At 72.6% G+C, this 12,157-nt stretch carries 15 protein-coding genes; 10 read left to right on the forward strand and 5 right to left on the reverse strand.

The features are described from left to right. Position 1 precedes the first annotated feature (1 nt). Entirely contained in the window at positions 2 to 892 is an 891-nt protein-coding gene (locus IE273_RS40255; RefSeq protein WP_189820063.1) for a helix-turn-helix domain-containing protein, read from the forward strand. Between the two features lie 12 nt (positions 893 to 904). Here the strand turns inward: IE273_RS40255 and IE273_RS40260 are convergent, their stop codons facing one another. Genes IE273_RS40260 through IE273_RS45430 form a run of 4 tightly spaced genes read right to left on the reverse strand, consistent with a single transcriptional unit; the run spans position 905 to position 4,138 of the window. Beyond that, entirely contained in the window at positions 905 to 1,798 is an 894-nt protein-coding gene (locus tag IE273_RS40260; RefSeq protein ID WP_229888068.1) for a class I SAM-dependent methyltransferase, read from the reverse strand. Then, complete coding sequence (locus IE273_RS40265) at positions 1,777 to 2,475, reverse strand: cysteine hydrolase family protein (RefSeq protein ID WP_189820064.1); 699 nt, start codon at positions 2,473 to 2,475, stop codon at positions 1,777 to 1,779. The genes IE273_RS40260 and IE273_RS40265 overlap by 22 nt, the downstream gene beginning before the upstream one ends. Beyond that, positions 2,472 to 3,605, reverse strand: coding sequence for an isocitrate/isopropylmalate family dehydrogenase (locus IE273_RS40270; RefSeq protein WP_229888069.1), 1,134 nt, complete (start codon positions 3,603 to 3,605; stop codon positions 2,472 to 2,474). The genes IE273_RS40265 and IE273_RS40270 overlap by 4 nt, the downstream gene beginning before the upstream one ends. Further along, on the reverse strand, positions 3,602 to 4,138 hold the full coding sequence (locus IE273_RS45430; protein ID WP_189820065.1) for an EF-hand domain-containing protein: 537 nt from the start codon (positions 4,136 to 4,138) through the stop codon (positions 3,602 to 3,604). The genes IE273_RS40270 and IE273_RS45430 overlap by 4 nt, the downstream gene beginning before the upstream one ends. Before the next feature lie 433 nt (positions 4,139 to 4,571). Between IE273_RS45430 and IE273_RS40280 the strand changes: the two genes are divergently transcribed. The 8 genes from IE273_RS40280 to IE273_RS40315 all read left to right on the forward strand — a co-directional run bounded on the left by IE273_RS40280 (position 4,572) and on the right by IE273_RS40315 (position 11,088). After that, on the forward strand, positions 4,572 to 5,771 hold the full coding sequence (locus tag IE273_RS40280) for a serine hydrolase domain-containing protein (protein WP_189820066.1): 1,200 nt from the start codon (positions 4,572 to 4,574) through the stop codon (positions 5,769 to 5,771). A 168-nt stretch (positions 5,772 to 5,939) separates the two neighbouring features. After that, positions 5,940 to 6,497, forward strand: a complete 558-nt coding sequence (locus IE273_RS40285) for a pyridoxamine 5'-phosphate oxidase family protein (RefSeq protein WP_189820067.1) — start codon at positions 5,940 to 5,942, stop codon at positions 6,495 to 6,497. 398 nt (positions 6,498 to 6,895) lie between these two features. Next, complete coding sequence (locus IE273_RS40290; RefSeq protein WP_189820068.1) at positions 6,896 to 7,480, forward strand: dihydrofolate reductase family protein; 585 nt, start codon at positions 6,896 to 6,898, stop codon at positions 7,478 to 7,480. A gap of 85 nt (positions 7,481 to 7,565) precedes the next feature. Next, positions 7,566 to 8,480, forward strand: a complete 915-nt coding sequence (locus IE273_RS40295; RefSeq protein ID WP_229888070.1) for an EamA family transporter — start codon at positions 7,566 to 7,568, stop codon at positions 8,478 to 8,480. 111 nt (positions 8,481 to 8,591) lie between these two features. Continuing rightward, a complete protein-coding gene (locus tag IE273_RS40300; protein WP_189820069.1) occupies positions 8,592 to 9,056 on the forward strand; it encodes a pyridoxamine 5'-phosphate oxidase family protein in 465 nt (154 codons plus the stop codon). 73 nt (positions 9,057 to 9,129) lie between these two features. Beyond that, positions 9,130 to 9,723, forward strand: a complete 594-nt coding sequence (locus IE273_RS40305) for a DinB family protein (protein WP_189820070.1) — start codon at positions 9,130 to 9,132, stop codon at positions 9,721 to 9,723. 115 nt (positions 9,724 to 9,838) lie between these two features. Continuing rightward, positions 9,839 to 10,246, forward strand: a complete 408-nt coding sequence (locus IE273_RS40310) for a hypothetical protein (RefSeq protein WP_189820071.1) — start codon at positions 9,839 to 9,841, stop codon at positions 10,244 to 10,246. Between the two features lie 194 nt (positions 10,247 to 10,440). Beyond that, complete coding sequence (locus IE273_RS40315; protein ID WP_229888071.1) at positions 10,441 to 11,088, forward strand: DUF3566 domain-containing protein; 648 nt, start codon at positions 10,441 to 10,443, stop codon at positions 11,086 to 11,088. A gap of 72 nt (positions 11,089 to 11,160) precedes the next feature. Here the strand turns inward: IE273_RS40315 and IE273_RS40320 are convergent, their stop codons facing one another. Further along, a complete protein-coding gene (locus tag IE273_RS40320) occupies positions 11,161 to 11,325 on the reverse strand; it encodes an RNA polymerase subunit sigma (RefSeq protein ID WP_229888072.1) in 165 nt (54 codons plus the stop codon). Positions 11,326 to 11,895: 570 nt separating this feature from the next. Here IE273_RS40320 and IE273_RS40325 point away from each other — a divergent pair. Then, positions 11,896 to 12,157 (forward strand): LLM class flavin-dependent oxidoreductase (locus tag IE273_RS40325; protein WP_189820079.1); only part of this gene is annotated, 262 nt, incomplete at its 3' end.

Raw genomic sequence — 12,157 nt, forward strand, 5'->3', positions numbered from 1 at the left:
TGTGGAAAACGGTCACGCTGTCGTGCGGCAGTTGCGGTACCTCCCCGCTGTCGGAGCCACCCACGGCGTGGAGGCGCTCAGCTTCGCCGCCCTGCGGGAGACGGACACCGACCGGCGTCGGACCCGGTTGCAGCGCCCCGACTTCCACGTCCTCGCCCTGATCACCGGCGGACGCGGCGCGCACGAAGCGGACTTCCGCCCCTACGAGCTGCGCGAGGGCGACGTCGTGTGGATCAGGCCCGGTGTCGTGCACCGGTGGAGCGACGTCGAGCGTGTCGAAGGCCCCTTGATCCTGTTCCAGCCGGGCTTCCTGCCCGATCCCGCTCTCGAATCGGTGGGTGCCTCCTCTCCCGTCTGCTGGCACCTGCCGCTGGACGCCCTCGCGCTCGCGGAGCTGGCCGCCGGTCACCTTCAGCGTGAGCAGCACGCGGCCGTGCGAGCGCCGCGTCTGGCGTCCTCCGCGCTGCTCGCCCATCTGCTGGCGGCACTGCTGTTGCGCGTCCTGCCCACGACGTCCCCACCGGCTTCTCCAGACACGACCGGGGGCCGACGGCTGGAGGTCTTCGATGCCTACCGCACCGCGGTCGAGGAGCACTTCGCCGACTGGCACCAGGTCTCCGACTACGCCCACGCACTCGGCTACGACCCGCGGACACTCACCCGGGCGACCCGTGCCGCCACCGGAACCGGCGCCAAGACATACCTCGACCAGCGCATCCTGCTCGAAGCGAAACGGCTGCTCGCCCACACCGGCCTGTCCGTCGGCGGCTGCGCGCACCGCCTCGGATTCCGCGACGCCGGAAACTTCACCACCTTCTTCCGGCGCCAGACCGGCCTGACCCCCACCTCTTGGACGGCCACCCTCCGCTCCGGCCACCCTGACAGCAGCTGACGGGCCCCGGCGCTAGCCGGGGGCCGAGGCGAAGATCCAGCGGTTGGTCGCCAGGGCGTCGTCCGGCTGCGGGCGGGGGCCGCGGCCGTGCAGGGCGGTGAAGTGGTACGGGGTGCGGACCGTCACCGTCCAGCCGCGTTCAGCGAGTCGGCCCGCCGAGTCAGGGCGTGGCTCGCCGTCGAACAGGGCGAGCAGGTCGATGCCGAGCCGCTGTCTCGCCGCGGTGTAGACCGGGCCGGCCCGTACCCGTGACGACTCGGTGACGGGCTTGATCTCGTAGGCCAGGGTGCTGCCCGGCGCGCTCAGCCGGTCGATCGTGGCGATGAGGCGGTGCTCGGCCGCCGCGGGGAGGTAGAGCAGCAGCCCCTCCGCCAGCCACGCGGTGGGCTCGGCCGGGTCGAAGCCCGCGTCCAGCAGTGCCCCGGTCCAGTCGAGCCGGAGGTCGGCCGCGAGGGCGCGGCGGCCGGCCGTGGGGGTGGCTCCGGCCTGGTCGAGCACCGCTTGTTTGAACGCCAGCACACCTGCGGTGTCCACCTCGTGGACCTGACAGCCCGGCGGCCAGTCCAGCCGGAACGCCCGGCAGTCCAGGCCCGCGCCCAGCAGCACCACCTGGCGGGCGCCCCGGCGGACCGAGTGGAGCAGGTGGTCGTCCAGGACGCGGGTGCGCAGGCCGAAGTAGCGGCCGAGGCGGCCCCACAGCGGATCGGCGTCACCGGTGGGCACCTGCTCCGGGCGGACCGGCCAGCCCGCCGAGGCCGGTGCCGCGCGCACGAAGTGCTCCGCGAACCGGTCCCGGGCCAGGGCGTCAGCGCGATGGGTCTCGATCGCGCGGGCCGCGGCCACCAGAAGGGCGGTGCGGCCCACGCCCTCCGTCACACCGGTGGTCAGCCCGGTGGCAGGACGCACGACTCCTCCTCCTCGGTTCGGGGCACGGGCGCGGTCCACGCCCGCGGGTCGTGCGCGGTGGTGGTCCGGGCGCCGTAGACGACGCGCATGAACCGCAGTACGGCGTCGTACGGCAGGTGCAGCGCGGCGGTGCAGTCCGTCAGGACGGTCACGTGGAAGCCCTTCTGGAACGCCGTACGGGCGGTGGTGTCCACGCACACGTCCGCGTACAGCCCGGCGAGGACCAGGTGACCCACGCCCCGCGCGGCGAGGTGTTCCGCGAAGCCGTCGCCGAGGAAGGCGTCGAAGCAGGCGCGTTTGGTGAAGACCCGCTCGCCCGGGGCCGGGGCGACCGCGTGGAACTCCGCTCCCCAGGAGCCGTCCAGGCACTTGGGCTGCTTGCCGAGGACGCTGTCCCGCAGCCGCCAGGCGGCCCCCTGGTGCTCGGGGTCGCCGACGAACCGTACGAAGATCACCTCCACACCGCGCTCGCGGGCCTGGTCCGCCGCCCGGACGCAGCCGGCGACGGCCGCCTCCAGCACCGCCGGGTCCCTGTCCTGGCCGAAGCGGGACTTGTCCGTGCGGAAGCGGGACGTGTCCTTGCCGAAGCGGGCCTGGGCCGTCGGGCCGGTGCAGAAGTCGTTCTGCACGTCCACGACGACCAGGGCCGTCGCCCCGTCCGGTTCCCCGGCGGTCACGATCCGCCGACCAGGGCGGCGTCCTTCGGCGTCCCGTCGGCTCCGGGCATGTCGAGGCAGTCGAGCAGGGCGTCGACCACGGCGGTGGTGGAGTACCGCCCGCCGAGGTCGGGGGTGCGAACGCCCCGCTCGTCGAGCATGCGCAGGGCTCGCTCGGTGGCCCGTACCGCTCCGGGGCGTCCGGCGTGGCGTTCCGCGACGAGCGCCGCCGCGCGGATCGTCGCCACCGGGTTGACCAGGTCACGCCCGGCGAGGTCGTCGGCGGACCCGTGCACCGTCTGGTACTCGACCAGGCCGGACAGGCCGGGGTCGAGGCAGACGTTCTCGGTGCAGCGGTTCTCCTGCCGGTCGGAGCCGAACCGGTCGAGCAGCATGACGTGCATGATGTCGGCCCACTCGTTCCCGGCGACGATGAGCGTGCGGTCGGGCAGGCCGTGGGTGAGCAGGTTGCGGTTGACCGTGTCCGGCTGGAACAGGTCGATGCGTATGCCGAGCCGGTCCGCGAGGTCGGCCACCCAGGCGTCGAGGGCACCGTCCAGCAGATGGAACTTGTACGCCATGACGATGCGGTCGAGGCGCCCGTCCGGCCATTCCCTCCTGGCTCGCCGCAGGGCGTGGCCGACGACGGCCTCGGTGATCTCCCGGCTGAAGGTCATGGTGCGGGTGACCTCGCCGGGCGTGTGCCGGTTCTCCCCGGTGTAGAAACCCTGGGCCTGGTCCCGCACGAGGAGCAGGGAACGCCCGGCGTCGGTGAGCAGGTCGACCTTCACGGCGCGCAGCCGCTGCCGGACGAGGTAGAGGGACTGGGCGTTGATGGCGGTGCGGAAGACCGCCTCGGTGCCCCGCTCGGCCCGGGTGCGGCAGAACCGCTCGTAGTGGTCCGCGTCCTCGGCGGTCAGTGCCCGGATCCTGGCGACGTCCCGTTCGGCGCGGAGCGACACGTAGGAGTGGTAGAGGCGGGGGGAGCGCTCGATCGCCACGCCGTGCGGGTGACCGGCGGTGAGCGCGCCGAGCACGCGCTCGAAGACGTCCGCGACCTCGGGACCGGTACCCCGGCCCACCGCGAGGCCGATGACGGGCTTGGGGGTGCGTAACTCCTCCGCTGGTACGGCGGTTCGGGGGCGGATCACCGGAGTGTGCCCGCGGTGAGGTGGTCGCCGGGGATACCGGCCTTCTCGGGGCGGTAGTAGTCCCGGATGCCGTCCGCCCAGGTGATCGCGGGGATACGGTCGCCGTCGACCGGCTCGAAGGCGTCGAACAGGACGTCGATGTTGGGACGCCGGAAGCCGATGGCCGTCATCAGCGCGGTGAAATGGGGGCGCTCGACGAAGCCGTCGCCGTCCGGGTCGCCCATGGTGGCCAGGGCGTCCGCGAACTCGTCGACCGTCGCGTCGAACCGCTCGGGGTTGAGCACCACGGCGGTGAACTCCTCGGCGCTGATCCGCCCGTCGCCGTTGGCGTCCAGCTCCCGGACGAGTGTCTCCCAGTAGCGGCGGAAGGCACCGAGCATCGCGCTTCTCGCGATGTCGCCGGCCTCGGGCACCGCCGCGACGACCCGCTTGCCCATCAGCTCGAAGTCATCGGATTCCAGGACGCCGTTGCCGTCGGCGTCGAACAGGGAGAAGACGAGCTGGACGCGGTCGTTCGCCTCGGTGGTGGGCATGGTGTGTCACCTCTGCTGTAGCGCTGTCCGACGGGACGCCGCCGGATCCCGGGCCCCGGCGGCCCCTCCACTATCGGCTCGCCGCCGGGGGCCCGGCGGGGAAGTCCGGGTGGGTGCACACGAAAGAAGGGAATCGGGTGGCCGGCGCATGAAGCGGTACGGTCCTGGAAAGCGGTGCCTTCCCGGTGGGGGCGGGGGTGCCTGGGGCGTGGCGGACGACGGTGAGCTCTTCTGTACGTGTGCCCGTCGCCGGCCCCGCGTGCCCGGTCGGCGTCGCCGGGCGGCACGAGGGATTCGTCCCTCGACGCCGCCGCGGTGAGGTCCTCGCCGAGGCCGTCGCGGAGAGTGTCCGCGCCACAGCCACGGCGGAGCGGTGATTTCCCGCCGGCTCCGGAGTCGTACACAGGAGGACCACCCGAGCGGAAGGCCACCGATGAACACGCTGCGCGAGACCCTGCACCGGTATGTCGACGAGGGGCAGGTGCCGGGCGCCGTCGGCCTGGTCGCCCACGGGGACGACGTGGAGGTGGTGACCGCAGGCTCGCTGGACACCGGCGGCACGGCGCCGATGGCGCGGGACTCGCTCTTCCGTGTCGCGTCCCTCACCAAGCCCGTCACAGCGGCGGCGGTGCTGATGCTCGTGGAGGAGGGGCGGCTCGCCCTGGACGCGCCGGTCGAGCGGTGGCTGCCGGAGCTGGCGAAGCCGAACGTGGTGCGCACCCCTGACGCCCCGGTCGACGACGTCGTCCCGGCGGCCCGCCCGATCACGGTCGAGGACCTGCTCAGCTCCCGCACCGGCTGGGGGTTCCCCGACGACTTCTCCCTCCCGGCGGTGCGGTCCCTGTTCACGGTGCAGAAGGACGGCCGCGCCCTTCAGGACTGGCCGGACCCGGACACCTGGCTGGCTCTCCTCGCGCGGGTGCCGATGCTGCGCCACCCGGGAGACGCCTGGCTGTACGGCACCTCCTCCGACCTCCAGGGGATCCTGGTCGCCCGCGCGTCGGGCCGTACGCTCCCCGACTTCCTCGCGGAACGCGTCTTCGAGCCGCTGGGCATGAAGGACACGGCCTTCGAGGTCCCGGAGGGGAAGCGGCACCGCTTCACCTCGTCCTACACCCCGTCCCCGGACGGAACCCTGGAACCGGCGGACACCCCCGACGGGCTGTGGAGCCGCCTCCCGCGCTTCCACTCGGGCGGCGGGGGTCTCGTCTCCACGGCCGACGACTGGCTGGCCTTCGCGCGCATGCTGGTGAACGGAGGTGAGGCGGGCGGCCGGCGCCTCCTGACCCGCACCTCGGTCGGCCGTATGACCACCGACCACCTCACGGCGGAGCAGCGCGCCCGCGCCACGCTCTTCCTGGAGGGCCAGGGCTGGGGCTACGGCGGCCAGGTCGACGTCACCCCGGCCGACCCCTGGAACGTCCCCGGCCGCTACGGCTGGGTGGGCGGCACGGGCACGACGGCGCACATCGTCCCGGCCACGGGAACGGTCGCGATCCTCCTGACGCAGGTGGCGATGGAGAACCCGACGCCGACGCCGCTGATGCGGGACTTCTGGAGGAGCGTGGCCGGACGATCGTCAACACCTCGGCCCGGAGGTCTCCCTGGCGAACAGGCGGCTCAGCCCGAGTGACGGCTCCTGGCCGGCCGCGACGAACCGCTGCGCCGATTCGCCGCGCTGCCCGGCGGCGCCTCCGGCACGGGAGGTGGGGCAGGCGGCCGGGGGCGATGATGCCTGCGGGGGCTTCAGGTCTCCCTCAGGTCTCTGTCAGGTGTTCCGGAGAGAGAAGGGAGATCCGCCATGGCCGCACCAGGCCCCGCGACTCACCCCACGGCCGAGCTCGACGCCCGCTACAGCTCCGCGACCAACCCCCGCCCGGGTGCCGCGGACGTCACCGCCACCGAGTGGGCCGAGGCCCGGCGGAAGCTGGAGGCCGCCGAGATCTTCTGGGTCTCCACGGTGCGGCCCGACGGCCGGCTGCACGTCACCCCCGTCATCGCCACCTGGCACGACGGGGTGCTGTACTTCGCCACCGGTCCCGGGGAGCAGAAGGCGAGGAACCTCGCCCACGACGCGCACTGCGCGCTGACCACCGGGGGGAACTCCCTCACCCAGGGGCTCGACCTGGTCGTCGAGGGCACGGCGGAGCCCGTCACCGACCGGGCGGCCCTGGAGAAGGTGATCACGGCGTACGAGGCGAAGTACGGGCCGCACATCACCTCGCCCGAGGGCCCCTTCCACGGCATCGGCGACGCGTTCCGCAGGGGCGACGCGGTGGTGTTCGCGCTGACCCCGGCCACGGCGTACGGCTTCGGCCGGAACGACGGGGTCTACTCGCACACACGGTGGACGTTCTGAGCGACGGCGGAGACCGGCGGCGCCGAGAACGGTCCGCTCCGGCGGACCGGGCCGCCCTGTCCCGGACCCGGTACCGGTCACTTCCGGGTGCGGTCCAGGAAGCCGGCGATCAGGGGGGCGATCTCCGGCACCTGGCCGCCGGGCCGTCGCCGACGGCACCATGTACGACATCGGGACTCCCCGTCGTGATCAACGTACAACGTCCTGAGGGGCTTGCGGCAAGGCCCGGGGGATGTCGCAGAATCGTCGGCCGTGGCCGGAACCCGGGCCACGATCCGGGGGACGGGGAACGGGGGATGCGCGAAGTGCGCGTGTTGTCGTCGACGAGAGACCTCACCCGATGTGCGTCAGTCGACCCACGTCACCCGGCACACGTCACTCGACCCGCAAGGACATGCATGCGCAAGCTCACCTACTTCGTCGCCGGCACCATCGACGGTTTCATCGCGGGCCCCGACGGCGAGTACGACTTCTTCGCCCCGTACCTCACCGAGGACTACCTCCCGCACCTCACGGTCGACTTCCCGGAGACCCTGTCCACTCCGGCGCGCGCGGCCCTCGGCGTCGCGGACGCCCCCAACACGCACTTCGACACCGTCGTCATGGGCCGCGGCACCTACGAGCCGGGCCTCGCCGCGGGTCTCACCAGCCCTTACGCGCATCTGCGGCAGATCGTCGTCTCCCGCTCGCTGGGCGTCGGCCCTGACGCGTCCGTCGAGGTCACCACCGAGGACCCGGCCGCGCTGGTCCGCCGGCTCAAGCAGGAGGAGGGCCTGGGCGTCTGGCTCTGCGGCGGTGCCGACCTGGCGGGCCAACTCCTCCCCGAGATCGACGAGTTGGTCATCAAGCAGTACCCGGTCGTGGCCGGTTCCGGAATTCCCCTCTTCCGCGCCGAGTTCTCGCCGCGCGCCTTCAAGCTCACCGGCAGCCGCGTGTTCGACAACGGGACCATCGTCCTCACCTACACGAAGGCGTCCGCCTAGAAGGCCACTCGGCGCGGCCGGGCGCGACCGGGCACGGCCGGGAAAACCACGTGCCGCGACGCGCCCGGCCGTCGACAATCCCCGGATGGCCACCATGAACGTCGACACGGCCGAAGGCGGCCCGTCCCCCCGGTTCTCCCTGACCACGCCGGCCGGACGTGGCTTCGGTGCGATCCCGCCGACGGCGCTGGTCATTCTCGGCATCGTCAGCGTGCAGGTGGGCTCGGCACCGGCCAAGCACCTGTTCAGCGCGGTGGGCAGCTTCGGGACGGTCGCGCTACGGCTGTTCTTCGCGGCGGCGGTGCTGCTGGTGGTGTGGCGGCCGTCGCCGCGTATGCGCCGTCGCGCGTGGACGGTCGTGGTCGGCTACGGCGTGGTCCTCGGCCTGATGAACCTGTGTTTCTACCTGGCCCTGTCCCGGATCCCGCTGGGGATCGCGGTGACCACCGAGTTCCTCGGGCCGCTGGTGGTGGCGCTGGCCGGGTCGCGGAGATGGCTGGACGCGTTCTGGGCCCTGCTCGCGGCAGGCGGTGTGGTCCTGCTGATGGAGGGACGCGGCGACCTCGATCTCGTCGGGTTTCTGTTCGCCCTCGCCGCGGGAACGTGCTGGGGCCTGTACATCCTGGTCGGCGCGGCACTGGGCCGCCACACCACGGAGGGCGGCGGCCTGGCCCTGGGCATGGCCGTCGCGGCGCTGGTGGCTGTGCCGTTCGGCGTGGCCGACAGCGGAACGGCGCTGATCCAGCCGTGGGTCCTGCTCGCGGGGTTCGGCGTGGCACTGTTGTCGTCGGTGATCCCGTACTCGCTGGATCTGGAAGCACTGCGCAGGATCCCACCGCGCGTGTTCGGCATCCTGATGAGCCTCGAACCGGCGATGGCGGCCCTCATCGGCCTCGTCGTGCTGCACGAGTCGCTGCACTGGTCGCAGTGGCCGGCGGTGCTGTGCGTGGTGGCCGCGTCGGCGGGCGCCACCCTCGGCACCCGTCCGGACGCCTGGTAGGCCGGCCCAAGAGCCGAGGGGTCAGCCGAGCGCCGAGGGGTTCATCGGTCGCTGGGCGTAGGTCCTGCGCCTCAGGCGCGCTTCGTGCCTGCTCGGCTAGGGTCGGCCCGCATGGAGACCACGGGAAGCGTTCGCCGCCGGACGGCGGAGCGTATGCGCGACACTCTGGAGCGGCTCGTCACCGAGCGGGACATGTGGGTGTCGACGGCTCACCCTGATCACGGGCCGCACCAGGTGCCGCTGTGGTTCTGGTGGGACGGGCGAGCGGTGTGGGTGTGCACCAGCGCCACTTCCGCGACGGTGCGCAACGTCCGCGAAGAGCCGCGCGTGCGCCTGTCGCTACCGGACACCTTCGACGTGGTGCTCCTCCAGGGTGAGGCGGAGTGCTTCCCGGACCAGGAGGTGCCCAAAGACGCGGCGGAGGCGTTCGCCGACAAGTTCGGGTGGGACCCACGTGTGGAAGAGGGATCCTTCGTGTACGTGCGCGTGGTCCCGAGGACTGTGCGCGCCTGGCGCGGTGAGCCGGAACTACGCGGTCGAGTCGTCATGCGCGACGGGGTGTGGCTGGAGCGCTAGCCGCCTGGGCCCCGGGCGCGGGGAGTGGTGGAAAGGCGGTGTGGGGGGATCGCGCGGGCGGCAGACTTGCCGCATGATCACACCGGATCCCAAAGCAGACCTTCATCGCTACCTCCAGTCCGCCCGTGATGCCCTGCTGTGGAAGCTCGACGGGCTCTCGGAGTACGACATCCGCCGCCCGCTGACGCCTACCGGCACCAACCTCCTCGGCCTGGTGAAACACGCGGCCGGCGTGGAGTTGGGATATCTCGGCGACACCTTCGGACGGCCGTCCGGCGAGCCGCTGCCCTGGCTCGACGAAGGCGCTGAATCCAACGCGGACATGTGGGCCACCGCCGACGAGTCACGCGAGTTCGTCGTGGAGTTGTACCGCCGGGCGTGGCGGCACGCTGACGCGACGGTGGAGGCGCTGGCGCTGGACACGGTCGGCAGGGTGCCGTGGTGGCCCGACGGCAAGGACGAGGTGACGTTGCACCACGCCGTGGTGCGCGTGATCGCCGATACACACCGGCACGCCGGGCACGCCGACATCGTCCGCGAACTCCTGGACGGTGCCGTGGGCATGAACAAGGGCAACGACGCCGTGGCGCCCGGCGACCCGGCGTGGTGGGAAACCTATCGAAGCCGGCTGGAGCACGCGGCCCGGGAAGCCGACCGAGGCGCCTGACCCGCGCCGGCCACGCACACCCGAGCACCCCGCTTCGGCACGCGACAGGCGACAGGCGGCAGGCGACAGGCGACAGGCGGTGACATGGCGGGGTGTGTCGGTGGGGAGCATCGGCGTGGAGTGGCCGTCCGCGACGGTGCGCCTCTTCGCCTCCCCCGCGGCCCACACCCGCGCGGAGTGGGAGACCGGGCGGGCCTTCGGCTACGCGATCACCACAGGTGGCGTGGTGACCGGCAGTTGCCGCCTGTATCGCCGTAGCGGTGCGGGCGGACTCCGCATCGGCTACCGGCTCCGCCCCCGCTGGACGGGATCGGACGCGTACCGGCCCCTGAGCGGCTGGGGCACCGAGGCGCCGGGCGTCGCCGCGTCGGTCGTCGCCGCGCCGGTCGTCGCCGCGCCGGGCGGGATTCAGTCCTTCGGGGCAGGTGTCCGTCGTACGGCCGACACACTCGTACGCCCATTCGGCGGTGTCGTCCGGGGGCGTTCCGGTGTCGTTCGGCGGGTGGGGTCCGGCCCGCTGTGAGGCGGTTCCCGTGCCGTCGCGGCCGGTTCCCGGGGCCGGTCTCCGGGACCTCGTCCGGGTGCGGGGGCGCTCCTGTCGCCCATACGGTCGGATGCACGGACCAGCAGGCCCCAGAGGCCGCCGGGCGGTCGACGGAGGCCCGTTCGATGGCGGAGGGCACTGCGAAGGCTGCCGGGCCAGTCAGGGAGACAGGCATGAGTCGAGCCAAGCGCAGGCCCCCCGTCATCGCCGGAGAGCAGGCGGCGGTGACGCAGGGCGGCGGAGCCCGCAGCTCCCCCGAGAACGGATCCACCGCACCTCCCCACCCCGCGGAGCGGTCGGTTCCGGTGAAGGAACCGGAGGCGTCGGAGGAGTCGGGAGAGTCGGAGGAGTCCGGTGTTGCCGAGGGCGCCGGGCCCGCACCCGCGTCCGGCGCGGCTGCCGCCCCCGGGCCCCGGACGATCCGGATGCGGATATCCGAGGGGGATCCCTGGTCGGTGATGGTGACGAGCTTCCTGCTCCTCGCGGGGGTCGGCATCCTGGCGTTCGCCACCACCGTCGTCCTCTGGATCCTGATGGAGGCCATGGCGCCGGACGTCCTGCCGGACCTGGGCACCGTCGTCGCCATCGCGATCGGCGTCGTCACCGTGGAAGTCGTCCTGGGCACCGGCCTGGCGACGCTGGGCACCTTCCTCTACAACCTGTCGTCGCTGTACAGCGGGGGCGTCGAGGTGTCCGTGACCGACGATCTGGACCTGTCCCCGGATGCTGCCCGGGTCCTGCCTGCCCTGGCCAGGGCCCGGGCCCGTGTGCGCCGCTCCCTGCGCGGGCGCACCCCCCGGCCGCGGTCGTGGTCGCGGTGACGTGCGCGGGGCCGAACGTCCTCCGGGCGACGACGACCGGGTACGACGTGAGCCGCGTACGCCCCGGCCTCTTCAGCGGCTGATCCGGCGCGCAACCGCCACCCCGGCGAGCTTGTCCGGGTCGCGGACGGCGTAGACGCCGGTGATCTTCCCGTCGGTGATCTTCCCGTCGGTGATCTTCCCGTCGGTGATCTCGACCGGGGAGACGGCGTCGGGGCGGTCGCCGCCGTGGACCACCGTCGGGCGCGTTGGTGCGGGTGACCACCTCGATCGGCGGGCCTGCCGGCCGTCCCCCGCGGAAGGTCCGCATGAGGACCGCGGCCCCCTTCTCCGCTCCCACCACCGGCCGCCGCGCCGCGATGGTCCTGCCGCCGCCGTCCGCGGTCCAGGTGACGTCCGGTGCGAGCAGCGAGAGCAGCCCTTCCAGGTCACCGGTCGCCGCCGCGGTCATGAACTGCTCGGTGATCCGCGCGGTCTTCGCCGCGTCGACGGGCTCGAAGCGCTTAGGCCGCGCCCGTCCGTGCTCCCGGGGCGGTGCGCCACCTGGCGCGCCGCCACCACGGACTTGCCCCCCCGCCGCCGCCAGGTCAGGCCCTCAGGACACCGCCGCCCACCCGGACGTGACACGACATGGCGTGACGCACGACACAACCTCCGGCAAGGCCGCCGAGCAGTCCGGACGCGCGGGCGCGCACACCGTGCACTACAGGTCATAGAGCTGTGCACGGACAAGTCATTCGGGGCGAATCAGCGCCATAGCGTCGAGGGACCAGGCCCGTCGAGTCCGAGGACATCCCCTTGACATCAGTGCAAAACTCCGCGACACCCACCCAGTTCGGGATCTTTTCGGTCGGCGATGTCACGCCGGACCCCACGACGGGGCGGACCCCGACCGAGCGCGAGCGGATCAAGGCCATGGTCGCCATCGCGCTGAAGGCGGAGGAGGTCGGCCTGGACGTCTTCGCGATGGGTGAGCACCACAACCCGCCGTTCGTGCCGTCCTCGCCGACGACGATGCTCGGCTACATCGCCGCCCGCACGGAGCGGCTGGTGCTGTCGACGTCGACCA

It is taken from the genome of Streptomyces olivaceoviridis, from assembly GCF_014650115.1.
In the GTDB taxonomy this organism is placed as follows: domain Bacteria; phylum Actinomycetota; class Actinomycetes; order Streptomycetales; family Streptomycetaceae; genus Streptomyces; species Streptomyces olivaceoviridis.